Origin of the sequence: Paenibacillus sp. FSL H8-0283, assembly GCF_045040675.1 — a bacterium.
Lineage (GTDB): Bacteria > Bacillota > Bacilli > Paenibacillales > Paenibacillaceae > Paenibacillus > Paenibacillus amylolyticus.
Map to the genome: position 1 here is coordinate 4096814 of NZ_CP150295.1, position 26689 is coordinate 4123502.

Below are 26689 nucleotides of genomic sequence, written 5' to 3' on the forward strand. Positions count from 1 at the left end.
TTATTTTAGAAATCTACTTCAATTAGATCAGCCAGCGTATCCCCATCTATTAATTCTTCAACCAATTGAATCTTGTTGATTTCAATATAAGGGTCTTTGGCAATGGTTGTTAATATGACCAACAGATTTTGTGACATCGCTTCAATCGTTGTTTTCTCAAATAAAATCGTACTGTATTCAAAGGCCACTTCTAACTTGTCTGGCAATTCGGTAGCATACAGCGTTAGATCGAATTTGGATACTCTCGTATTTGGAGCATAAGGCTTACAGGTTACTCCATCCATCTGAATCTCTGAAGCATCTGTATTCTGCAATACAAACATGGTGTCAAACAACGGATTCCGCCGAGCATCTTTGGTTATATTCACTTTCTCGATCAATTCCTCAAACGGATAATCCTGATTCTCATATGCGTTCAACATATTTTCTTTCACTTCCAGCAGATACTGCGTAAAAGTTTTATCCCCCGCAGGATAATTTCGAATAGCCAGTGTATTCACAAACATCCCCATAACCGGCTCAAGCTCAGCATGTGTCCTTCCTGCAATCGGCGTGCCCACGATGATATCTTCTTGTCCGCTGTATTTAGACAACAGAATGGTATAGGCTGCTAATAGAATCATATATAACGTTGTTCCTGTCAGAGCTTCCATGTTCCTTAAGCCTGGAAGGATGTCTTCCTCCAAAACAATGTCCAATACATCTCCCGCATAACTTAGGGTTTCAGGTCTTTCATAGTCTGTTGGCAGATCCAATAGCGGGATACTTTCAGCAAACACAGTAAGCCAATACTTCTCCTGCTTTTTCATCCGCTCACTATGAAGTTGCATTTGCTGCCATTCAGCATAGTCCTTATACTGAATTCGAAGAGGAGATAGCTCCTCTCCCTTGTAGAACTGGCTAAGTTCAGTCATCAGAAGATGCACGGATAGTCCGTCTGCAATGATGTGGTGGAGATCTACCAGCAATACATGACGCTCCTGCTGAAGTTCAATAAGTCCCACCCTCATAAGAGGTGCTTGCCCGAGATCAAATGTGCGAACAAACTGTTCAATTCGATCTTCGATCTCTACTTCCGTTGACTCGATCAATTCAATTCCAAAGTTAACTTTAGGGTATACGATCTGTTTCGGTTCTCCGTGTATGACTTTGAATCCAGTCCGAAGCGATTCATGACGATGAATCAATTGTTGGAATGCTTCTTCCAATCTGGTCCGATCAAGCGATCCTTCCAACATAAACATACCTGACATGTTGTACATGAGTTCCTTGCCAGCTTTGATGCTCATAATGTACATTCTCATTTGCGCCGAAGAAATAGGATAATATTCTTTTTCCTCCACTTGAGGAATGGAAACTGATACTTCCTGTTCCATTTGTTCAATAGATTGAGCCATCTGTTCAATGGTCTGCCATTCAAAGACGTTTCTTACCGATATGTGGATATTCAGCTTTTGATTGATTTTGGCGGCCAGCTTGGTCGCACGTAAAGAGTTGCCTCCTACATCAAAAAAACTGTCTTTTACACTGATTTTTTTCACGGCAAGCACATCCTGCCAAATAGGCAACAACTGTTTTTCCACCCCAGTTCGGGGTTCTATATATTCACTTCCCGTTTGTATGTTTTCTTCTGGACTCGGAAGCGATTTGCGATCGATTTTCCCGTTCGATGTCAGAGGCATGTGATCCAATTGTATAAAGTAGGCTGGAACCATGTAATTCGGCAACACCTTAGAGAGGCTTTGTTTTAACTCTCCCACCGTCAGCGTGGAATCCGCTGTAAAGTATGCACATAACGATTTGTCCCCATGATCATCCTCATGTGCAATGACGATAACTTCTTTCACACACTCTAGATCTAACAGCGCTGCTTCGACTTCTCCTACTTCGATCCGATATCCGCGAATTTTAATTTGGTGATCCATTCTTCCCAGATACTCGATATGGCCATCGGGAAGCCATCTCACCAAATCTCCCGTTTTGTACATTGTCGCTCCCTGGACAAACGGATCACGTACAAATTTTTCTGCTGTCAGCTCAGGTAAATTCAAGTATCCTCTACCAACCCCATCACCAGAGATACATAATTCCCCTACGACGCCTACAGGCTGAACTTTGCCATGTTTGTTCAATACATACAGGCGATTATTTCCTAATGTTCGACCAATCGGTAGGTGAGCTCGTTGATTCGCTGTATCCAGGTGTTCTGGAAGTACACGGTATGTCGCAACATCCACACAACATTCTGTTGGACCGTACACATTAATTATGGCTGGCGGCGTTATATGATTGAGAGCAAATAATGATGTGATTTCATTTACACTTTGCTGAGAAAGAGCTTCACCGCCAATGAGCATATATTTTAGCGATATGCCTTGAACGTTTTTTGCCTTCGAAAGCAATTTCAGGTGCGCAGGTGTTCCGTCTGTCAAATCAATTTGGTGGTGCTGATAATAATTCATTAAATCTTGTCCATCCAGTACCGTGTCCTTGTCTACAATAAACAAGGCATGTCCTGACAGCAGTGCGCCAAAAATCTGCTTCACAGATGCATCGAAATAGTAAGGCGCAAGTAAAGCGACATGCATGCTGCTATGCTGATCATCTATAACTTGACTGTACAACGCTTTAACCAAGTGATGAACCTGACGATGTTCGATCATCACACCTTTTGGCATGCCTGTTGTGCCTGAAGTATAGATCATATAAGCCAACTGCTCGGAATTCCCTGCGGCTTCCAGATTCGACAGATTAGCTGCATAGATTTCTTCATCGTCCAAATCAATCATTTTTCCATTAAACGATACCAACTGCTTCAAATGCTTTTGCGTGACTAACAACGTTGCCCCCGAATCATGTAGGATGTACCGGATACGCTCTTCAGGAGAATCCGGATCAATCGGTACATACGCCCCGCCTGCTTTTAGAATGCCAAAGATGCCAACGATCATATCAATCGAACGATCTGTCAGAATACCTACAAATTGATCCTGCTGCACTCCCTCAGCTCTAAGCGTATATGCCAACTGATTCGCCCGTTCATTCAATTGACGATACGTCCATCGCTCATTTCCAAAACTAACAGCCAATTGATCAGGTGTCCGTTCCACCTGTGCTTCGAATAACTCCTGTATGGTCTGATCCCGGGAATATTCTATGTTGGTATCATTAAAGTCATATAAAAGAACGTCCTGCTCATGTTCAGACAGCATTTGAATATCGGACAAGGCAATATCAGGTTCGATCACAATGTCTCTGAGGATGTTGAACAGATGTGTTTTCATTCTGTCGATGGTATCCCGTTCAAACAGCTCCGTCTTGTAATTAAAGTGCATTTCCAGACACTCGTTATCATCCTCAACGATGAACATCAGATCATACAACGATACACCGACATTTAATTCTCTAACTTTAAAGCTGCAATCCTGTTCTTGCCGTTGATTCAACGCGGTATTTAAGAAGATATACATCGTATTAAAAAGTGCTGTCCCAGTGGTATCCCGATGTGTGTTTAATTTCTCTACAAGATTGTCAAAAAGATAGTCCTGGTTATCCAATGCATCCAGGGATTGTTTTTTAATTTCTTCGAGATAGGATCGAAACGACTTATTCCCCACCGGCTGTGAGCGAATCGCTACCGTCTGGATAAAAACACCTATCATATTCTCGACATCCGGATGGTTTCTTCCTGATGTTGGCGTGCCTACAATCATATCTTCTTGTGCTGTGTATTGATGAAGTAGCACATTATACGCTGCCAATAACACCATAAACATCGTAGTTCCCGTTTGTTTCGCAAGCTTTTCCAGCGACTGCTTCAAATGCTGATCCAACACAAATGACAATCTTGAACCTGCCGAAGTCAAATGAGGTGTCCGAACAAAATCAGTAGGCAGATTAAGGTTCGGGAGTTCTCCTTTGAATTGATCCAGCCAATATTTTTCTTGCTGCTTATAAGACTCCCCCGCCAGAAATTCTTTCTGCCAAGCTGTAAAGTCTTTGTATTCAACCTCAATGTCCGACATGCTTCTTCCGTCATACACATCGATCAGTTCATTCGCAAGAATACCAACGGAATATCCGTCCGATATAATATGATGCATCTCGATGAGAATCTCTGCATGATCATCGTTTATACGAATGAATTCGGCACGTATTAATGGCGCTTTGGAGCAATCAAATGGTTTGGCAAACGCCTTAACATGTTGTTCGAATGAAGCAGAACTTTCCTGAGATCGTTTCACTTCAAAATCAATCGTTGGAGCAATACGCTGGTAAAGCTCTCCATCCATCAGATGGAAACTGGTGCGAAAAGCTTCGTGACGGTGCACGATTTGTTCCAATGACGAAATCAATTTAGCTTCATCGATATTTCCTGTAACCGTAATATGGCCGCACATGTTCTGAAACACACTATTCGGCTCAAATTGATCCAAAAAGTAGATCCGCTGTTGTGCAGATGATGTCTCATAGAATTCCTTGACGTCCAATGCCTTAATCGGAATGAATGTTTCCTCGTTCTCGCCTGTAATCAGACTGGCAAGCTGCTTCAGACGTTGCTTTTGGAAGAATTGAACGATTGAAATTTTGTGTTGAAACTGCTCATGTACCTTGGATAGCATTACTGTCGCCTTGAGCGAGTTACCTCCGAGATCAAAAAAGTGATCATGTCTCCCCACTTGATCGAGGGATAATACGTCCTCCCAGATCAAAGCCAGCTTTTTCTCCACGTCATTGACTGGAGACTCGAATATGGCTGCATGATTAACGTGAGGAAGACGCTCCGTAACAAACCGATTATATATTTCCTGTAATTGGTCCTGTAGCTCGGATGAGAACAACGTCAAAGACGAAATTTCAGCCTCTGGATGACTCACCATTTTTTGCAGCAAACCCTTAAATCCTTCAGACCACAATTTCATCATCTCAGGTCCAATAAGCTCGGTATTGTAATCAAAATCCAGGTACAATTCATGGCTAACATCCGTAATATTAAGAAATAAATCGTAAGAAATATGTTTGATCGGATACGACATGAATCCAGTCTTGATATTTTCAAATTGAAGATGATGAATCGTTCTGTCCATATTGAATAAAATCCGGGTATCCGGTGCAGTCATATGAGCAAGCTGTTCGGATACGAGGGCCAATGGAACATGCTGATGCTTCATGACAAGAGCCAGCGTTTCCTTGAGCTGAAGAACATGGTCTACAACGGATTGCTTCGTTAATAGGGCATGATGAACAGGTATAATGTTGACACAGTTGCCAATCAGCGTATTCTTTCGCATATGAGACTGACCCGCTGTAGGCACGCCGATGACAAGGTGAGACTGCCCTGTTAGTTGATGCAAATATAAATGAAACGCTGCAAACATTGTTACAAACAAACTGCTCTTATTATTTATACTTAACGTTCGCAAAGACTCTGTTAATTGATGATCCAACTTGATGGAATATCTTTCACCGTCATATCCCTTGGGCACATCATCGGAAGGTGCCGTTGGAAGTGTAATGTTGGGATAGGATAAGGAAAATTGTTCTTTCCAGAACTGGACTCCTTCGGTAAATGAGCCTTTTTCATGTTCAAGTCGTTGCCATCTTAAATACGCACGGAATGGAGTGGCTTCAGGTAATTGAACCGGAACTCCTCGGACCAGAGCAGAATAGGTATGTTCCAACTCTTGAATGAATACAGCAATCGACCAGCCATCTACAACAATATGATGAAATGTCAGCACCATAAGGTATTGATCAGTTGCCTTTTTAAGCAAGGTGATTCTAAATAGAGGTTCCCCAGACTGTAAATCGAAGGCTTCATTTGCATCGGCAGATAACCAATTGGAAATTTCCCGTTCTTGATCCTCACCCGCATATGCTGAGAAATCCAACCATGTACATTGAAATTCCATTACGGATCTGATTTGTTGTGTTTCACGATCGGCATGAATGACTGTTCTCAGGGCTTCATGACGCTGTGCGATTTGATTCACGGCCTGATCCAGTGTGGAAGGTTTTATTCCACCTGTCATTTTTAAAATAACACTCTGATTTAATGCAACATTCGCATCTTCCCCATGTAATGAAGTTAACAATAATTGTTTTTGCTCTAAAGAGAGCGGATATTCCGAAACAGGCGATTCACCAGGGATAAACCCCCACTCGCGTAGTTCATGGATCGTCTCTTTCACGATTCTGATTATCGTATCCATGTCACCCATGGAATGCACAGTCGATATAAAACAGTTACGACCTTCCCAAATATATAAACCTTTATAAATTAAATGGTAGAAGAATAATTCCATATCTCCAAATGATATAAATCGAAATAAAGATCCATAGTTCACCATTTGCATCGGTACATTCGCTGTTTTGAAAAACGCATTTAATTCTTTAACAAGATAATCTGTTTTTTCATTTAATTCTTTATATAAAGTTCCTGCTTCAGATTGAAGATACTGTAGTACCGTTAACATCACTCTCATCGTAAGAGGGTGTGTACAGAAGGTTCCACCGACAAACGTTTTCTTATCTGCATCGGAAGGGTAAGAATCATCACCAAAGTTCCAGGTTCCACCATCTACCGGATTCATAAATTCAGCTTTACCCGCGACTATGCCAATTGGCAGCCCGCCACCGACCACTTTCCCATACGTAACCAAATCTGCTTGAACTCCAAACCAATCCTGTGCTCCACCCAGACCAATTCTGAATCCAGTGATGACTTCATCGAAAATAAGTGCAATGCCAAACTGTTTCGTGATCTCTCTAAGTTCCCGCAAGAATTGTGTTGGCTGCATATCAGGTCTTCGACTTTGCACCGGCTCTACAAGCACAGCAGCCAATTCATCACCCAGGTTCTGAATCATATCCAGTGATTGCGGATGGTTATAATTAAGAATAATCAAATCATCTATAGCGCTATTTACAATACCAGGAGCCATAGGCAGCGCAGACGATAAAGCATCCCCAGGATTCGCTACACCCAACACGCCGTCATGTGTACCGTGGTAAGATCCTGAAAATAATACAACTTTGGAACGCCCCGTTGCCGCCCGCGCTAAACGAATTGCAACCATGACAGCTTCTGTTCCTGAATTATAAAATGCGACACGCTCTACACCCGTTAGCTCGGAAATTTTAGCTGCGACATCTCCTGCCAAGTCTGACATAGGGCCCAATGGAGGCAATTGTTCCTGGAGGCTGTCTGCTATTACATTTTGAATAAACGCTGGATTATGGCCAAATAGATTTACACCAAATCCCATCGTCAGATCCAAATACTCATTCCCATCCATATCCCATAACTTAGATCCCTCTGCACGAGTTGAAATGATGGGATACACCATTTCCTTCCAATACGAGCGGAATCCGGACACATTGCGATTATTCGCATGAACCAAACGTGTTTGGCCTGTTTTTAATTTGGAGCCTTTGGTTCTTGCGGTATACTTTGTTACAAATTGTTCAATATACTGGTTCTGAAGCGCTGAGAATCCACTCTCTTCATGAATTTTCAACGATTGATACGGTATAAAAGGTTTAGCTTCCTTCGATTCCGAATTGGGTTGGATCTCTTTGGTTGGTTTGGTTTCATGATGTTTCATTTCCGGAAGCGGGGATTGAATTGTATTCACTTGCTCGCCTAACAGCACATTCAAACTTTTTAATTGGGACTCCATGAGCTGAATGGCAGACATCACAATTTGTTCCGACACATTCCCTGATGATTTTGCCGTGTTTATATTGTTCACAGATGCCAGATTTCGTTGTTCAGTACGCTCCTGATCGGTTTCATTCTTTATGTTCTCAGATACATCATGTTGTTTTATATTCTCTGACACATACTTAACTAAGGAATTAATATTTGTAAGGGTTTCAAAAAACATTTCCATCGGGATATCCAAACGGAACAGCTCTGAGATCTCCTTCTGAATTTGCACAAGAATGATGGAATCCAATCCCATCTGGAGAAAATGAGCTTGATGATCCAACTCTTCCAACTTCAAACCAGATGCACGACTGATACTTGTTTTAATCTTTAATTCAATATCGTTTGTATTCATCTCCATTTGAACCTCATTCCTCTCTGACCTATGTCCCGCTGGTATCGTGTGTTTGACTTCAATCCAACAGCGCTTCTGCTCAAATGGATATAGAGGTAATGGAATTTTCCGAATGACTTCATGATTATAAAACCTTTCCCAATCAATCACTGCCCCCAGTGTAAATAACTGACCGAGTTCATTTAAAGATTCTGCCTTTCCCCGAACATAGAGATGATCGCTAACAAGCATTTTGTCTTTTTTGGCATAACCAAAATAAACATTTGGCAGTTTACCCTCTCCGCTTGCAATTCGTTTCAATTTTTCATGTAATTCTTGTGTACTCGTGACTATGATGGCAAGCCGATAATCCAGATTAGCCCTTCCCGTACTGGCTGTATAACAGATTTGTTGAATGGAAACATCCGTGTGATCGGTTAGATATTCATGATACGTTCTGACCAATTCATCCAGCGCCCGTTCCGTGGCAGCAGACAGAACAAATAAATGAGGCTCTTGGGACATTCTTTTATCTACGGTTGGGGAAGGAACATATTCTTCGAGAACCACATGTGCATTGGTACCACTGAAACCAAAAGAACTAACCCCGCATCGTAATGGACCCTCTTTTTCACCAAAAGCCATTAATTCCTGATTCACATAAAAAGGTGAAGCTTCAAACTTAAGCAGGGGATTAGGCTTGTCAAAGTGAACCAATGGTGGAATCTTTCTATGTTGAAACATAAGAATAGATTTAATTAATCCAGCGATCCCCGCCGCTTCAAAACCATGTCCAATGTTAGCTTTGGCAGATCCGATTGCACAAAATTGTTTCCGATCCGTATATTTCTCAAAAGCTTTACGCAAAGCATTGAACTCAACCGGATCACCTAATTTTGTTCCTGTTCCATGTGCTTCAATAAAGTTAAGCGTATCAGGAGAAATGCCGGCTTCTTTCCATGCCTGTTCGATCACATTGGTCTGTGACTCCGGGTTAGGTGCTGTGATTCCTACCGTCTTTCCATCCTGATTAATCGCACTTCCCTTAATCACACCATAGATATGATCCCCGTCCTTAATCGCTTGCTGCATTGGCTTCAACATGACCGACCCAACACCTTCGCCAAATCCCGTGCCGTTGGCATCTTCGCTAAACGTTCTCGTCAATGCATCTGGAGATTCCATATCCAGTCCGATACTTATCGGTAATAATGCCGTTCGAATGCCGCCTGCGATTGCCATTTCACAGTCTCCAGCGAGCAATCCTTTACATGCCATGTGAACAGCAACAAGTGAGGAGGAACAAGCGGTATCAATCGTTAAGGCCGGGCCTTTTAAATTCAAGAAATATGCAATTCTGCTCGCCAGTACAGATGGTAAATTTCCAATGATATAATTTTTGAGTTCTGCGGGGTAACTCGCCGTCACGAGCCGTTCATAATCATACCCAACTTTGGAATACCCCACGTACACGCCCACATTTCTTCCATTGATTCCTTCCCCTGCATACCCAGCATCTTCAATCGTATGCCATGCCGTTTGCAAGAACATCCTTTGATTCGGGTCCATAAATTGTGCAGTTTTTGGAGTTATGCCAAAGAAAGAATAGTCGAATTGATCAATTTGATCCAAGTAACCACCCTTGATCCATTGAACTTCGCTCATTCCACTTCGCATGGATTGTATATAATCCGCTGCGTCTTTTATCCGACTTTCCGGGTAGTCCCGAATGTTATGCGTTCCATTTTCCAAAACACGCCAAAAATCGCTTGCATTTGATGCACCAGGGAGATTCAAAGACATACCGATAATAGCAATATCTTTGGATGGCGTATGATCCTCTTGAGTTTTGTTGACTTGCATGGTCTCGCTGTAACCTCTAGCCAGATATGCTGCCAATTCAGTTATCGAGGGATAGGTAAAGAGGTCCGTAACAGCAAGCTCTTCTCCGTATTTTTGTTCTATACGTTCAGCGATTTGGGCCAGCTGTAATGAAGTTGCACCCATATCAAAATAGCTATCCTCAAGTTCAACCTTTTTCCCAACCAGCACTTCAGAAAATAGTGAAGTTAATTCACGTTCTATGACTCGAACCGAAACAGCAGCCTTTCCCTTTGCCTTGTCATTGTCATTCTTGATCCAGTCATGGATGAAAGCAGATTCTGTTGAGAATTTGCCTGCTTCATACTGCTTGGCTAACTGATACCGCTGGATTTTCCCACTTGTTGTTTTGGGTAATTTTTTGATGGGCAGTACCTCTTTGACACTCCATCCCCCATGTTTATATAGATATCTTTTGATTTCTTTAACAAGCGGTAAGAAGTGTTCGATCTTTTTTTTGTACACGACAAACACAATAATTTCTTCACTTTGACTATTCGAATCATACACACCACAAGCAGCAACTCTTCCGAGTTCAATATCATCTAATTGTATGGCGACACGTTCAATGTCATGGGGATATACATTTTTACCATTGATAAAGATAATGTCTTTTTCCCGCCCTGTTACAACCAGTTTTCCGTTCATGATAAAACCCAGATCTCCTGTATTCACCCATCCGTCGTGCGTTAATAACTTCTCCGTTGCTAGTGAATTATTATAATAACCTTGGGTGACGTTATCCCCCTTGATTTGAATTTTTCCAATAACCAAATCGGAAACACTGTTCATTTCCTCATCGCAAATTCTAACATGGCAATAATCAATTGCTTCGCCAACGGCAACAAATGATGCCACATGTTCAGCATGTTTCTCGACTTCGATGACACGCTCCCCTAAGTTCAGATGATCCCGGTGAACGTACACCGCAGTAAATTCTTCTTCTACCTTGGGAAAGGAGACGGCAACAGAGGCCTCTGCTAATCCATATACGGTAAACATGGCTGTTTTCTTTAAGTGATATGCTGACAATACATTTAGGAATTCATCACACACTTCGGGTAATATAGGTTCCGCCCCATTATAAATGACTCTGACAGATGACAGATCCCATCCCTCCGCTTTGTCTTCGCGAAAGAAATTCAGGAAGTATTTATAACCAAAGTTAGGGGAAGACAGTATGGTTGCTTTGTGTTCATTTACTTTTTTCATCCATAGAATCGGTTTGCGAATGAATAATTCCGTTGGGAGCAAGTACTGTTGAATTCCTGCCACGAGGGGTACGAGATGAAATCCAATCAAACCCATATCATGGGTAAGGGGCATCCAGGAGAGAAAACTATCGTTTGAACTAATTTGTGTGCCATTAATAGCAGCACAAGTATTATAAATCAGGTTTCGATGGGTGAGCATGACGCCTTTGGGATCACCAGTTGATCCAGAAGAAAATTGAATAAATGCCAAGTCATCAGACTGAGGTTCAACTATATTATTAATAGATTCATAATGATATATGGTATCTTGGATCAGATCCGTTCTGACTTCTAATTGATGATGGAAATCAAGCATGTCATGTTCCAAAACAAATCTCTTCATTTTATCCAGCACCTTCTCAGATGCAATCATGAAAGGGTTATTTAGCAAATTCCAAATACGGCATACTTTCAAGTTTTGTTCTTCATCTTCACCAATACTTACAGGGATAGGGATCATTCCACCGAGTATACAAGCCCAGAATGCGACTAAAAACCGTTTGTTTTCTTGAATCTGAAAAATAATCTCTTGTTTAGGTTTAATTCCGATGGCTTGTAGATAACCTAAATACCCTTGTGCCTCAGTAAATAATTGATGATAAGATATAAAAGTTTCACGTTTGTCCGCATCGATAAAACGAATACCGCGGTCGGTTATTTTACCTCTGTCGCGGATAATATCCACTAGTGTTTGAAACTGATTAGTATACATATCTCTCCTCCAAATGAATCATCTCTAACATGCTTATCTAATTATTTACACATATTTCAAGCAAAATTTTACCATAGAAATATATGTAAAATCAATCAGTTTATTGTTACTATATGGTAAAAAATAGAGATTGATTTGTGGGTTATTGACATATTTATTACCAAATATCTGAAGCTTCAACAAGTTCAGATGCATTAAAGGACAAAAAGACTACCTTATAAAAAGGCAGTCTGTTGCTGTAATATAGATCTTGCAAAAGCACAGATCGAGTACTAGATTGCATCAATCAACGCGGTTCCATCCAATGGAATATTTTTTGCTATAATAATGGAATGACATACCTGTAGAGCATCATTTATCTCTTCTTCACTAAGTTCATATTCATTGTTGTTTACTTGTTCCTTTGCCCGTTGTAATTGGTGAAACAATGGCTCAACCGTTTGGGTATAGGATATTGAATCTGTATTATAATTCCTTGAAATGAGTGCCGTTACTATTAGTTCTGATAACAACTTTTTACGAATCGTTAACCGCTTATTTTTCCTTTCTTGTGTATTTGTAAGCATTAGTAAATCAGAAGGCTGACTTAGCGAGTACGGTACAATACGCTTCGTTATTTTACTCATAAGACTAACTAACACATGTTTAGAACCCAACTCTATAACTTCAGTGACTCCCTGTTTAATCAAATAGTTCATCGACTCTGACCATCTTACAGGCATCGTCATCTGCATGGTTAAATAATCCACGACAGATCGATCAGACTCATAGGGTGCTGCTGTAACGTTGGAAATAACCGGGTATTTTGCATGGGCATATTGATATTGATCCAATTCAACTTTGAATTGTTCTGCTGCGGTTTGCATCATGGGAGAATGATAGGGACCACTTACATTGATATACGAATGTTTCGTTCTCAGGGCTTCTGTCCTTTTAATAATTTCTTGTATAGAGTGCCGATGTCCCGAAATGACAAACTGCTGGTTAGCGTTCACACAAGCCACACAAGCAGGGCGCTCGATCGTGGAAACTTGTTCACATATGTTTTGAATTGTATCTAAATGAATACCTGAAATGGCGGCCATGGTACCTTTCTGATCCGGGTCTGCATTGTGCATAATGATACCCCGTTGTCTTACCAGTTTAATGGCGTCATGAAATGATAGAACACCTGCGCAGACCAGAGCCGAATATTCTCCCAAACTATGCCCAGCCAAATAAGCGGGTTCCATCCCTATTTCTTGCATATACACCTGATATGCTATGACACTAACAGTCAAAAGTGCAGGCTGAGCGTTCATCGTCATTGTCAAATCAGCCATGCTACCTTCAAAACATAACTTTCTCAAATCGAAAGAAATGGCATCACTTGCTTCTTCAAATAACTTCTTAGCCACATCGAAGTTATTCCAAAAGTCTCTACCCATCCCAACCATCTGAGAACCTTGCCCAGGAAACAACAGAGCTACATTACTCATCCAGCATCCTCCATGTATCAACTTTATATTTCATGCACTTCGACAAACGAAAACCAATAAATTCCTTGTTTGCAAAATTTATATTAAAATTTCATTAGGAGTTATGCAATAACAAAGTCAAAAGGAGGGGCATCTATTTCTATTAACGGAAAAAAATTCGTCATTCTTTTTGGGCTCCTTAATGCAAATAGACACCCCCATTGAGGAGATGCCTGTTCCATTCTGATCTGATCATTCAAGACTCACGATTCTCCTTACCTGGAATCCTAACTTGGCATACAGAATTTTCTTTATTCATGGTGATCAGCTGCTCCATTAAGTCTGATGCCGTTATAACTTCTTTCATCCGAACCCCCTCACCTTTCTACGGATTTACACCTACTGCGAACGGACGTGCCCCCACCGGAATAGTAGCAATCACCGTATTTGTTTCGCCATCGATCACAGAAATGGTATTGTCATCTTGATTGCTTATATAAACTCGATTAGTTAACGGATTGGCGCCCGCTCCGTTTGGATTATTCCCGACCGGAACAGTAGTAATCACGGTATTTGTTAATCCACTAATTACTGAAACATTATCCGTGTCTCGATTGGGTACGTAAATGGCATTTGTGGAGGTATTAACCGCTACTTCAGCTGGCGTAACGCCGACTGGAATGGTATCAATGACGGAATTCGTCAATCCATCAATAACGGAAACCGTATTACTGGTAAAATTCGATACATAAATACGGTTGGTGGCTGGATTGACACCTATACGGAATGGATTGACCTGAACGGGGATTGTAGCAATCACTGTATTGGTTACTCCATCGATTACAGAGACAGTATCAGAATTAAAATTAACTGCATAGATCCGATTGGTTAAGAAATTGACGCCTATACCCGTTAAAAAATTGAGTCCAGGAATAGTGATCGCATCAATCACCGTGTTGGTTAATCCATCAATAACGGTTACATCTTCAGTTGTATCCAATGAATTAAAATTTGCCGTATAAACGGCATTGGTTGCTATATTGACCCCTACGTCCCCTGACTCATTCCCAACCGGAATAGAAGCAATTACCGCGTTGGTTACACCATTAATGACAGAAATGGTATTACTGCTTCTGTTTGCGACATATATACGACTCGTTAATGGATTGACATCAATCCCTGCAGGATTCGTCCCCACAGGAATGGTAGCAATGACCGTATTCGTATCACCATTAATGACGGAAACATCGTTACTATTAAAATTGGCTACATATATGCGGTTGACTGACGTATTATCCCCCTCTATTTCAAGTTCGGAAGAAACTAATCGATGTGCAGCAACAAGCTGGCCGTTTTCGGTTTTGCCCCACACGGAAATCTCTGTCTGCTCTATAGCTACACCTTCAACTGTAAAGACAAATTCAAATGCATCAAGATTGGCAAAATAAGTTCTTGTCACTACCTGATCCGGATCAATTGAAATCTGCTCGCTGACATATAAAGTCCTCGTAGAGGTCAGATTATACCCTTGTATCAAAACAACGGATCCATCCAGAGAATTCCTGTTATCAATTTTAACGGTAACTTGTTGTGTTGGCCGTACATCACTGACGGCATTATTCTCGATAGGTCCGGTTGATAGAATGGCCATTTCGATTCTCTCCTTCACTTAGATGTTATGGTTTGATTAGAACCCTTTTGTAAAAATATAAATTGATCTGTTTAAACCAAAAAAAGACCCTGCAATAATATATGCAGGGTCTATAATAAGGTTTGGGACAAAGGGTGTACGTATTAACTGTTTTCCAGATTGCCTCATTTCTTTATCAAGTGATCAATCCGTACTTCACAAAACTATGATACAATCCATCTTCCTCGACTGTTCCAGTAATATCATCTGCAATGGCTTTCAGTCCAGGCTTCGCATTACCCATGGCAATTCCGATGTTACAAAATTCCAACATCTCGGCATCATTCATGCCATCACCGATGGCAAATGTATCTTCTTGGGACATGCCCAGATGCTTCAGCAAATCGGCGATTGCAATGGCTTTGTGAATGCCAGGGATCATCAGTTCACCACTTCCTTCACCAAAGATCGGCACAGTGCACTGAATGACTTCGAATTTCCCTTCAAACTCTTGCTTGATCCGCTCAAACGGGATGGCTGAGCTCTCCAAGAAACATACTTTGTTCACGTCATCCTTGTACAGGTCGGCCTCTCCATACGTCAATCCGGCAATAAACGGGTGCGGTTTCAGCTCCTTCTTCTCTCTGGCTACAGGGTCATTCTCCACATCGCCATAGATACGGCGTTCCAGGTGAGGTTGAAGATTGCTACTCGCATACAATGCCGAATTGGATTCAAGGTAAAAGTCAATGCCGTTTTCATTGAAAAAATCGACCATATGTCGAACATCTTCCGCTGTTACCCTTTTGTGATATAACACGTCCTTGCCAAACTCCACATAACCCCCACCTGCACCAATCAGACCATCGAATCCGACATCCCAGATGGAATCATAAATTTCTGCTTTGGATCGGCCTGTACATAAATAGAGCAGATGTCCGTTCTCTCTGGCCTGTTTACAAGCCTTCTGTGCTGACAACGGAATACTTCCGTCATCATCTACCAGTGTGCCATCAATATCAATAAAAACAATTTTTCGCTTCGTTTCGTTCATCTGTCTAGCCCCCATCATGTATATTGTCTATGTCTAACCGAGCGAGTGCCGACAGGCATTTTCCTTTTACAAAATTACCTATTCCGTGGTGTTCGCTGATCGATCAACTTCTCCAAAAATTCGGCAAAAGAATCCGCGTATACTTCAGGTTCCCCATTAAAGTAATCCAAACGCATCACTTTATACTCTCCAAGGTGATCTGCCGTCCGCGTATCAAAATAGTAATATTCATCTTCGTCCGGTACAAACAGTTCCAGCTTCCCTTCCTTCTTCGCGTCTTCGTCGGCAAGTCGGTATCTATACAAAATATCAGTGTCCGCATACTCTCGGTGTTCTGGAGGCGATATGGTCAGAATTCCGGTTCCACTTAACATCGCTATACCATAATTCAGAAGCCACCAGCGATAGGACGGAGGTAACGGAAAGCCCAACTCCTGTTCAATTTCGGTAATCCAGCTCTCTTGAACTTGATGATTCGGGGACCAGCGTATAACCTCGGTATGCTCCAGTTTCTCAATCAGACTTGAATACATGGATAGATCCCCCCATTACCATCATAATGTCATTTTCCTTCAATAAATTCCAATGGTTACTTACATGCCAACTTGTCCATATGTACGGTTTGCCAGTCATCATCCTGCTCAGCAATAACCGTAAACCCTTGGCGTTTCCAAAAATCTACGGCTCCTGGCAAGAAGCGATGTGTATGCAAATACAGCGTCGTATAGTGCATATCCTTTACCACGCTCTCCAGTTCGTTCATCAACATCGAACCAATGCCAAACCTACGATACGCGGGATCTACATAACACTTTACTATTTCGGCAGCCGATCGAGCTGCATATCGACCTTCCACAGCTTCGATACGTCCATCATATGGTAATATCCCAATAGAACCGACGATGCCCGCATCCTCCATCATTGCAACAAGAAAGATCGAATCATCGGAGTCCAGATAATGTTCTCTGAACTGCTCGAAGTCTACAGGCAATTTCGTATGATCCATCATCGGAAACACTTCTCTGCGTACACGCATGGCAAAATCAATGGCATCATGAATCTGGTGTGACTGAACTGGTGTGACTGTCGGTATACTCTGAAGTTGTGTCAATAAAACCACATTCCTTATCCTCTGTATTTAGGAGTTACCTCTCGGCCCTGCCTTAAATCTTGTTCATGCCAAAGCGGCTCTCTTCATATCATCTTACCGAATTTATCCCTTCCTATCAATCTATCTACACTACTATCCAAATTGCAAGAGTGCCCGCGCAGTCTGATAGAGTTCGCATACGATAAGGCGTGTCGCAAATCATATTGGAGGGATAAACGCTCATGTGGTTATGGTTAGGTGTTTTTGCTTTCATTGTGCTAGTAATCGGGTTCGTGTATCGTTATCTGAACCAACTTGCCCAGAGGAAGTTTCACCCTCACGCTCCCAAGCAACTCTTCGTCAAATTCAAGGAAGGTACAACCGAGGATGAGATGCACACCCTTCACAAAAAAGGGAGATGTAAGGTCGCTGAGACCTATGAAGATTTAGGATGGTACCGTGTGGAATCCCGCAAAAAAATGCACCGGATGCTGAAACATTACAAAGATCATGAGCTTATTGAACATGCAGAGCCGAATTACCTCGTTGAGGCATCCTTCACTCCCAATGACCCTTTCTTTCCTTATCAGTATAACTTGTCCAAAATCAATGCACCCGCTGCATGGGATATTACTCAGAGTAACAGCTCTGTCAAAATCGCCATTATCGATACCGGTGTACAGCTGAATCATCCAGAATTGGCCTCCAAGCTCCTCCCCGGTTATGATTATGTTGATTATGATAACATTGCTGAGGACGGGAACGGCCACGGCACCCATGTAGCCGGGATCGCTGCCTCCGTTACCAACAATGGTGTGGGCATCGCAGGCGCTGCTCCACTCGCATCCATCGTTCCGCTCCGGGTACTGGATAACAACGGGCAAGGAACGATAGGTAATGTAGGTAACGGGCTTGTCTTTGCTGCCAACAACGGTGTACAGGTTGTTAACCTGAGCCTTGGTGGGCCGATGGGAAATGCTTTCCTACAAGCTGCCGTACAGTATGCTTGGGATCGAGGAGCTGTGATTATTGCTGCAGCCGGTAACGACAACACTTCATTCCCAATCGTACCCGCCTCGTATCCCAACGTGATTGCTGTCGCTTCAACCAATCCCTCCGATCTCAAATCCAATTTCTCCAACTATGGTTCCTGGGTGGATATGGCCGCACCGGGTGATACCATACTATCCACATACCTGGGAGGTTCCTATGCCTACCTTAGCGGTACGTCCATGGCTGCCCCTCATGTGGCAGGAGTAGCTGCACTTCTCGCTGCACAAGGGAAAACAAATGCTCAGATTCGTGATGGGCTGTGTTTCGCTTCTGATCCGCTATCAGGCTCCGGGATCTACTGGACATATGGTCGACTGAATGCTTATCAGAGCTTGCAGGTGCCATAATACACCCACCTACTATCGCTCATGATTGCACAAAGGATTATCCTTTGTATTTTTCACAAATAAAAAAACGAAGGGGCATCTGTAAGTAAGATGCTCCTTCGTTTGGTTAAAAAGTATTCGATGTTACACTTTTGCTGCCCAAAGCTCTATTTCAATTTTAATCTCTGGGAGACCTAACGCCGTAATATATCCAATCGTCATTGCAGGGTAATCCGTACTAAATAATTGTCCCCACTCGGCATATAAGAAATCCCAATCGATTTCCTCGGTTGCCCATACGTTCACTTTGATAATATGTTCAGCATCTAAGCGCTCAGATTCGAGCACTGTTTTAATATTATTAAATGTATTAGTGACTTGCTCATTCAGACTCTCTGGAAAGAGTCCATTATGATCTGCTCCAATTTGACCCGAAGTCACAAATAACTCTGCATTTCTCGGGATTCTTGTAATATGCGTGTACTGACCTACAGGAGCTGGCATATTTTCTGGATTTGTTCTAGTAATTTTGTCAATATTCATCTGGATTACCTCATCATTCTTAAGATTTTTCTGCGTTAATTCCTAGTTTTCTTCCGATTTTGGGCAGACTTCACCCTTGGAATAGATTCTAGAAAAAGACAGCAGTGGAGTATCCATATCCCGAAGATATAAACGCAAGTGATTTTTTCTTCATGAGTGGATGCTCCTCCCTTCTTAAGTGACAAGATTCTCTTCATTTCTTTATTATATCTGAAAGCCACATCATGGGTCAAATTCATCCCCTCATAAACAAAGAGCAATCCCATAATAACGAGACTGCTCTTTGTTTATTCTATAGCGTCGGACATCTTGTATCAGAAATATTGTGCGCCATTACTCGCAATGACATCTTTGTACCAGTGAAAACTCTTCTTTTTCACTCTGCGAAGTGTGCCCGTACCATCATTATTTCGGTCTACATAGATATAGCCATAACGTTTCTTCATCTCTCCGGTACCCGCACTGACCAGGTCAATCGGTCCCCAGCTTGTGTAACCTATGAGCTCTACACCGTCTTGAATCGCTTCAGCCATCTCGGCAAAATGACTATTCAAATATTCGATGCGATAGTCATCTTCTACGGAGTCATTGTCTAACAACACATCGGTTGCTCCAAGTCCATTTTCTACGATAAACAAAGGTTTGCCATAGCGGTCATGCAGTTGATTAAGCGTAATTCGAAGCCCCTTAGGATCAATGGTCCACCCCCACTCGGAAGCTTGCAGATAAGGGTTCTTCACCGAACCAAATACATTGCCTTCTGTCGAATCTTTCAAAATCTCAGGGTCTGTACTGGTGCACCGGCTTGCATAATAGCTAAAACCGATATAGTCGACTGTGTTCTGCATCAAGATATCTGCATCTTCCGGTTGCATGTCAATCCAAATGTCATTTTCTCTGAAAAATCTTTTCGTATAACCCGGATATGCTCCCTTCGATTGTACGTCGATGAAGAAGAACGATTCACGATCTTTCTCCATGGCTTTCCATACATCATCCGGATTAGAGCTGTATGGATACACCATTCCAGCAGCTAACATACATCCAATCTGTGCATCCGGAATGATCTCATGACAAGCCTTAACAGCAAGTGCACTCGCTACCAATTCATGATGTGCTGCCTGATACAGAACCTGATCTTTGTTTTCACCATCCTGAAGGACAATTCCCGCTCCAATATACGGAAGATGCAGCAACATGTTGATCTCGTTAAACGTCATCCAGTATTTCACTTTATTCTTATATCGATTGAATAGCGTCGTCGCATATTTCTCAAAGAAACCGATCATCTTGCGGTTCTTCCACCCGCCGTAAGTTTCGACCAGATGTACAGGTACATCGAAATGGCAGATCGTCACGACAGGTTCAATGTTGTATTTTAATAACTCATCAAAGACATCATCATAAAATTGCAAGCCTGCTTCGTTTGGCTCCGCTTCATCGCCATTAGGGAAAATCCGTGCCCAGGCTATGGAAAGCCTGAGGCACTTAAATCCCATTTCTGCAAATAACGCAATATCTTCCTTATATCGATGATAGAAGTCAATGGCTTCATGTGAAGGATAGAATTCCCCTGTTTTTGGTTCATATGAATCCAGGTTACCCAGAGCAATATTCCATCGATTAGCACCAATCGGAATCAGATCTACCGTTGTTAAACCTTTGCCACCTTCCAGATAAGCACCTTCCAATTGATTCGCTGCGGTTGCTCCTCCCCAGAGAAAATTCTCCGGGAAGGCTGTAAACTTTTCATTCATTGAGGAGTTCCTCCTTAACTATCCTTAGTTTGAATTAGCTTAATACCGTGATCAATTTATCTTTCTCATGAACGGATGCATCTTTTGTTCCTACAACGTCCAGATAATTTGAAGTATTAGTGACAATGATCGGTGTAACCGTCTCATATCCTGCATCCTTAATCGCTTGCAGATCAAACTCAACAATCAGGTCACCTGCGTTAACACGGTCTCCATCTTTCACATGGGTTGTAAAATGTTGACCTTTCAGCTTGACCGTATCCTGTCCAATATGGATCAGCATCTCTACACCATCATCGCTTACAAGACCAATGGCGTGTTTGGTACGATATACGGTTTGAACGACACCTGTGATTGGAGATACCACTCTACCACTGGTTGGACGAATTGCAATCCCTTTACCCATGTGCTCTCCTGCAAACGTTACGTCATTAATTTCGTTCAGTGCAACAACTTCACCAGCCATTGGGCTGACGATTTCGTATCTGCTGTTCGGATTTGGATCAAGTACTGGTGCAGGTTTAGCTACTTTTTCCACCGGATCTTTGAATCCAACCACATACGTCAATACGAAACCAAGAACGAATGCAATCAATGAAGCAACTATAGCCATGTAGAACGCGAAGTCTAATCCTGTTTCTTTATTAATAAAAGTTGGATAACCGAATACGCCAAGTCCGCCAATCATGTATATCTTCGAACCTGCATAACCGAGAATACCGCCTCCGATCCCCCCAGCAATACAACTCATAATAAATGGTTTTTTCAATGGAAGCGTAACACCATAAATCGCAGGCTCTGTTACTCCAAATATACCGGAGATAAATGCTGGTACACTGAGTGTTTTTATTTTCGTATTTTTTGTTTTGAGTAATACGGCAAGTACAGCACCAATTTGAGCAAAAGAAGCAGCAAATGACATTGCGATAACCGGATCAGCGCCTGACGTACTAAGATTCAATAATGCAACTGGAACCAGTCCCCAGTGAAGTCCGAATAATACAAACACTTGCCATAGTCCACCGATAATCAATCCTGTAACAATAGGACTTAATTCATAAATATTAGTAGCTCCCGCGCCAATCAATTGTCCTGCCCATGTGGAGATTGGACCAATGACCAAAAAAGTCGCTGGAACAATTACAAGCAAGGTGAAAAAGGGAACAAGGAATGTGCTTACCACTTTCGGAATAACGTTCTTGAAGAATCTTTCTAGTTTTACAGCAACAAATGTCGCTATAATGATTGGGATAACCGATGAAGCGTAGTCCATCAAGATAACCGGCATACCCAGGAACGTAATGTGGATAGGTGATTCAAACAATGTACCTGTAAACAAGGTGTACAGTGGATCTCCTGCCTTAAGACCGCCCAATGTCGGATAAACAAGAGATGCACCTATCGCCATACCCAGGAACGGTGAACCGCCAAACTTCTTGATCGCAGTGTAACCCAGGAAGATCGGGAAGAAGTAGAACAGACAGTCCCCCGTTGCTTTCAATAATTGATACGTTCCGGAATCCTGAGTTATCCAGCCAAAGGCTACAAACATCTCGTTAAAACCTTTGATCATACCTGTGGCAGCCAGCAAACCGAGTAGTGGTGTGAACACACCCGAGATCATGTCGATAAATCGGCTGAACAACCCTACTTTTTTGCCTGAGTTGTCCGTTTCCTCTTCCACTTGTCCTTCACTTGGGAAATTCCCTACTTTAACGACTGCTTTATATACATCTGGCACTTCGTTGCCGATAACAACTTGATATTGTCCACCACTTTGCATGACGGTAATAACACCTGGCAGATTTTTAAGTTCTTCCGTTTTGGCTACGCTTTCATCTTTTAGTTTAAACCGCAGTCTTGTTACGCAATGGAATACACTGTTTACGTTCTCGCGACCACCTACACGTGACAGAATGTCCTTAGCTAATTGATCGTAGTTGCTCATTGTAATTCTCCCTCTCTAAGTAGACTCCCCATGACTTTTGAAACAAATAAAACCTGAACCACTGAACATACACAACATACCGGATCGTCCGGAAATCAGTCGTGTTATTCAGCAATTCAGGTTTTGCCCTTAACGGTTGCAACCCTGTAAGGCTGTACACATTGGTATTTAGTTATTTAGATAACGAAAGTAAGTTACATTCCATACCCTCTGAACTGAGGGTGGTCGGCATTGCCTGATTGAACAGTTACAACCCGATTAATGTATGCGCTTACTTCTTGAACTCATCATAGTACATCTGAACTACGTTTGCAACACTTATTTTTATTAATTTCACAAATACATTGGAGTGACCGAAAATAAAAAAAAGAGACCACTTCGAAAACATCAAAGTGGTCTCTATAGAGCTAATGTTCAGATTAATAAAATTCGCACTAAAGCAGAATTAACCTATAACCGTAACCAATTTATCCTTTTCTTGCACTTCACGACTTGTTGTTGCAACCACGTCCAAATAATCAGCCGTATTCGTTACAATAATCGGTGTTACGGTCTCATAACCCGCCTCAATAATGGCCTGCAGATCAAATTCAACGATCAGATCGCCAACACTCACACGATCCCCATCTTTCACATGTGCAGTGAAATGTTGACCTTTGAGCTGTACTGTATCCTGACCGATATGGATCAGAATCTCTACACCTTGATCATCTACAAGTCCAATTGCATGTTTGGTACGATAAATCGTCTGTACCACACCATTAATCGGGGATACAACTCTCCCACTGGTTGGGCGAATAGCAATCCCTTTACCCATATGTTCACCAGCAAATGTAGCATCATTAATTTCTTGCAAAGGAACCACCTCACCCGTCATCGGGCTGGCAATTTCGTAGCGATTGTTTGGATTAGGCTCAAGTGCAGCCTTCTCTTCTTTTACTGGCTCTGGAGCCTGTTTGGCAGTCTCTGGATTAGCAGGATCTTTGAATCCTACAAAATAAACGAGAACAAAGCCTAGTACAAAAGCAATGATAGTGGCAATCATGGCCATCCAGAATTCATAGTTGATTCCCTCTGTGGGACTAATCAGCGCTGGAACACCAAAGATTCCTGAAGCAAATACAAACATTTTGGAGCCAGCGAAGCCAATAATACCACCAGCGGTTGCAGAAGCAATACAACTCATAATAAATGGTTTTTTCAATGGCAAAGTAAGACCATAAATAGCAGGCTCAGTTACACCAAAAATCCCGGACACAAAGGCAGGAACACCCAGTGATTTGAGTTTGGTATTTTTCGTTTTAAGCATAACGCCAAGAACGGCACCAATCTGAGCAAAGGAAGCAGCAAACATCATTGCCAGAATCGGATCTGCTTTCAGTGTGGACAGATTGAGCAACATAATTGGTACGATACCCCAGTGTAACCCGAAGATCACCAATACTTGCCACAATCCACCAACAACAATACCGGTTACCAACGGACTCAAGTCATAGATGCCCGATACCCCGGCACCAATCAGCTGACTTGCCCATGTCGCAATTGGACCAATCAAGAGGAATGTTACAGGGACAACAATCAGAATCGTAAAGAATGGCGTGAGGAACGTTCTCACAACAGAAGGAATGATCTTTTTGAAGAACGCTTCTACCTTTGCTCCAAAATAAGCAGCAATAATAATCGGAATGACGGATGAGGAATAACTCATCAAGATAACGGGAATACCCAGGAACGTGATATGAATCGGTGATTCAAACAATGTGCCTGCAAACAGCGTATAGAGCGGTTCCCCACCACTAAGACCGGATAAGGTCGGATATACAAGTGAGGCTCCGATGGCCATCCCGAGGAATGGAGATCCACCGAATTTTTTCATAGCTGTGTAACCCAGGAAGATTGGGAAGAAGTAGAACAGACAGTCACCTGCAGCATTCAACAATTGATATGTTCCTGAAGACGGGTCCAACCATTCGAGAGAAGTAAACATGGACAGGAAACCTTTGATCATCCCTGTTGCAGCTAGCAATCCGAGAATTGGTGTAAATACACCTGAGATCAAGTCGATAAACTGACCCAGAAGACTCTCTTTTTTACCGGAAGATTCTGAATCATCACTTGAGACCGGTTCATCCGCATTCATATTACCCACCTGTAACAAGGCTTTATAGACATCAGACACTTCGTTACCCACAACGACCTGGTATTGCCCCCCACTTTGCATTACCGTTATAACTCCAGGTAAATTTTTGAGTTCGTCTGTTTTGGCATTATTGTCATTTTTTAATTTGAAACGAAGTCTGGTCGCGCAGTGCACCACGCTGTTAATGTTCTGTTTTCCACCAACGCCAGACAGAATGTCTTTGGCTAATTGCTCGTGTTTCATGAAGTCTTTTCTTCCTTTCTGGCTAGACACGGATTCAAAGCATATTGGAGAGAATAAAAAAACCTGAACATCTGAATGTATGGAACATCCGGTTAACGGTATGTTCAGTCATTCAAGCGTTCAGGTTTTGCCCTAGTGGTTGCAACCCTGCAAGCTGATCTATGGGATTATTCAGAAGTTGCATTCACAACTCTCTCAATATGAATCGTTAAGTACATCAATTCTTCGTCAGTTAGTTGATACGTGTAGTTGCTTTCAATGAATTTCTTGATTTTCTCCGAGCACTTGTGCGCTGCTGGATACTTTTTCTGAATCATCAGGAACAGTTCATCATCGTTGTTGCTCTTGTAATGTTTTCCCTTCACCAAACGTTGGGCGAAAAACTTCAAATGCGTCACAAAGCGATAAAATGTCAGTGAGTTCTCATCAAAATCAATCTTGAAATGATACTTGATGATTGTCAAGATTTCCTGCATGACCTGGGTCATACTCTTGATGTTGGGCATTTCCTCGTTCAAAGCTGCATTGACAAAGTGAAGTGCCATAAAACCGGCTTCGTCCTCGGGCAAGATCACACCAAATTGATCACAGATCATATTGAGCGCTTCCATTCCGACTTCATATTCCTCTTTGTATAACTGCTTTGTCTCCCAGATTAAACCGTTGCGTATGGGCAGATTCTTGCGATACCGCTCAATGGCAAAGTGAATATGGTCTGTGAGATGTAAGTAAATGCTCTCATTTAATTTCTTGCCAAGTTTTAATTTGGCGTAAGCGATGATTTCCTCGGATACTTTCATGTATTCCAGAGGAATGCTTGAGATTAATGCCTTGAAGTTTTCCTGAATATCTTCATTCTGTAAAGTAAATATCTTGTCGATATGCTGCTCGGAAACCATATCACCCGCCCGCTTCTGATAAGCAATCCCCCGGCCAATGATGATAACTTCCTGTTCGTCATTCATTGCAACTACAGCATTATTGTTCAGCACCTTCTCGATTTTCACTTTATCACTCCAATATACAGAAAAAGACAAACCAATCCCTTTTCTCAAGGTATACGGCTTTGCCTGATTCAACAGTTACAACCCGATATGTTGTACGCGCTTCCCTCATAATATTACAAATTTCTACACAGTGCAACAAAAAGTTAATATCGAATTAGCATGACTCCTGATCTAGGTAAATATACTCACAGGAGTGAGCAAATCAAGAATTATTTTACAGGAATTCACGGTTTATTGTTTTTGTTGTCTTTCTCCAGGTCTGCTTCAATTTTTCGATTAATCATGTCCATTTCTTCTGAATCCAAACGATCGACTTGAGTGTATTCTTTATCCATTTCGTACTCCTGCGCCTCGCCTTTGTTCATTAGGCCCAGGTGATTCTTAATATCCCGGATATCTTCACGCATATGTATCGTCTGACGGTATTGATCTACAACAAGTGCGAAAACAATGCCCCCAGCCAAAATAGGACCGAATGGGATCAGATAACATAAAACAAGTCCTATGAGCAAAAATATAACAAAGTACATGATGTAGTGCCCCTCTCATA

The 26689-nt window shown here is 42.0% G+C and carries 13 protein-coding genes; 1 reads left to right on the top strand and 12 read right to left on the bottom strand.

The features are described from left to right. Window positions 1-5 precede the first annotated feature (5 nt). The 6 genes from MHI52_RS18260 to MHI52_RS18285 form a co-directional block, all read right to left on the bottom strand. Window positions 6-11891: an amino acid adenylation domain-containing protein gene (locus tag MHI52_RS18260; RefSeq protein ID WP_405157415.1), complete on the bottom strand. Its 11886-nt coding sequence runs from the start codon at window positions 11889-11891 to the stop codon at window positions 6-8. Between the two features lie 272 nt (window positions 11892-12163). Next, complete coding sequence (gene fabD / locus MHI52_RS18265; RefSeq protein WP_127547587.1) at window positions 12164-13369, bottom strand: ACP S-malonyltransferase; 1206 nt, start codon at window positions 13367-13369, stop codon at window positions 12164-12166. Between the two features lie 364 nt (window positions 13370-13733). Continuing rightward, entirely contained in the window at window positions 13734-14999 is a 1266-nt protein-coding gene (locus MHI52_RS18270) for a YVTN family beta-propeller repeat-containing protein (protein ID WP_405157416.1), read from the bottom strand. Window positions 15000-15174: 175 nt separating this feature from the next. Beyond that, the gene (locus tag MHI52_RS18275) at window positions 15175-16032 is read right to left on the bottom strand and encodes a Cof-type HAD-IIB family hydrolase (RefSeq protein WP_047843448.1); all 858 of its coding nucleotides are present in this window, start codon (window positions 16030-16032) and stop codon (window positions 15175-15177) included. A 74-nt stretch (window positions 16033-16106) separates the two neighbouring features. After that, complete coding sequence (locus MHI52_RS18280) at window positions 16107-16565, bottom strand: SMI1/KNR4 family protein (protein ID WP_340982259.1); 459 nt, start codon at window positions 16563-16565, stop codon at window positions 16107-16109. Window positions 16566-16621: 56 nt separating this feature from the next. Further along, window positions 16622-17143, bottom strand: coding sequence for a GNAT family N-acetyltransferase (locus MHI52_RS18285; protein ID WP_339283084.1), 522 nt, complete (start codon window positions 17141-17143; stop codon window positions 16622-16624). A gap of 221 nt (window positions 17144-17364) precedes the next feature. Here MHI52_RS18285 and MHI52_RS18290 point away from each other — a divergent pair, with 221 nt between their 5' ends. Beyond that, entirely contained in the window at window positions 17365-18522 is a 1158-nt protein-coding gene (locus MHI52_RS18290) for a S8 family peptidase (protein ID WP_340982258.1), read from the top strand. Window positions 18523-18645: 123 nt separating this feature from the next. Here the strand turns inward: MHI52_RS18290 and MHI52_RS18295 are convergent, their stop codons facing one another. From MHI52_RS18295 to MHI52_RS18320, 6 genes are all read right to left on the bottom strand, one after another. Then, entirely contained in the window at window positions 18646-19044 is a 399-nt protein-coding gene (locus MHI52_RS18295; RefSeq protein WP_127547577.1) for a RidA family protein, read from the bottom strand. Between the two features lie 314 nt (window positions 19045-19358). Then, a complete protein-coding gene (locus MHI52_RS18300) occupies window positions 19359-20801 on the bottom strand; it encodes a 6-phospho-beta-glucosidase (protein WP_339283089.1) in 1443 nt (480 codons plus the stop codon). A gap of 34 nt (window positions 20802-20835) precedes the next feature. After that, the gene (locus MHI52_RS18305; protein ID WP_340982257.1) at window positions 20836-22749 is read right to left on the bottom strand and encodes a beta-glucoside-specific PTS transporter subunit IIABC; all 1914 of its coding nucleotides are present in this window, start codon (window positions 22747-22749) and stop codon (window positions 20836-20838) included. Between the two features lie 445 nt (window positions 22750-23194). After that, entirely contained in the window at window positions 23195-25132 is a 1938-nt protein-coding gene (locus MHI52_RS18310) for a beta-glucoside-specific PTS transporter subunit IIABC (protein ID WP_405157417.1), read from the bottom strand. A gap of 167 nt (window positions 25133-25299) precedes the next feature. Continuing rightward, window positions 25300-26139 (bottom strand): BglG family transcription antiterminator LicT, encoded by an 840-nt coding sequence (licT, locus tag MHI52_RS18315; protein WP_036613486.1) that lies wholly within the window; start codon window positions 26137-26139, stop codon window positions 25300-25302. A gap of 224 nt (window positions 26140-26363) precedes the next feature. Further along, entirely contained in the window at window positions 26364-26669 is a 306-nt protein-coding gene (locus tag MHI52_RS18320) for a hypothetical protein (protein ID WP_405157418.1), read from the bottom strand. Window positions 26670-26689 lie beyond the last annotated feature (20 nt).

Bases quoted from the DNA above. Each gene is read 5' to 3' on its own strand.
- MHI52_RS18260 (WP_405157415.1), bottom strand. From the start codon at position 11,891: ATGTATACTAATCAGTTTCAAACACTAGTGGATATTATCCGCGACAGA.
- fabD (WP_127547587.1), bottom strand. From the start codon at position 13,369: ATGAGTAATGTAGCTCTGTTGTTTCCTGGGCAAGGTTCTCAGATGGTT.
- MHI52_RS18270 (WP_405157416.1), bottom strand. From the start codon at position 14,999: ATGGCCATTCTATCAACCGGACCTATCGAGAATAATGCCGTCAGTGAT.
- MHI52_RS18275 (WP_047843448.1), bottom strand. From the start codon at position 16,032: ATGAACGAAACGAAGCGAAAAATTGTTTTTATTGATATTGATGGCACA.
- MHI52_RS18280 (WP_340982259.1), bottom strand. From the start codon at position 16,565: ATGTATTCAAGTCTGATTGAGAAACTGGAGCATACCGAGGTTATACGC.
- MHI52_RS18290 (WP_340982258.1), top strand. From the start codon at position 17,365: ATGTGGTTATGGTTAGGTGTTTTTGCTTTCATTGTGCTAGTAATCGGG.
- MHI52_RS18295 (WP_127547577.1), bottom strand. From the start codon at position 19,044: ATGAATATTGACAAAATTACTAGAACAAATCCAGAAAATATGCCAGCT.
- MHI52_RS18300 (WP_339283089.1), bottom strand. From the start codon at position 20,801: ATGAATGAAAAGTTTACAGCCTTCCCGGAGAATTTTCTCTGGGGAGGA.
- MHI52_RS18305 (WP_340982257.1), bottom strand. From the start codon at position 22,749: ATGAGCAACTACGATCAATTAGCTAAGGACATTCTGTCACGTGTAGGT.
- MHI52_RS18310 (WP_405157417.1), bottom strand. From the start codon at position 25,132: ATGAAACACGAGCAATTAGCCAAAGACATTCTGTCTGGCGTTGGTGGA.
- MHI52_RS18320 (WP_405157418.1), bottom strand. From the start codon at position 26,669: ATGTACTTTGTTATATTTTTGCTCATAGGACTTGTTTTATGTTATCTG.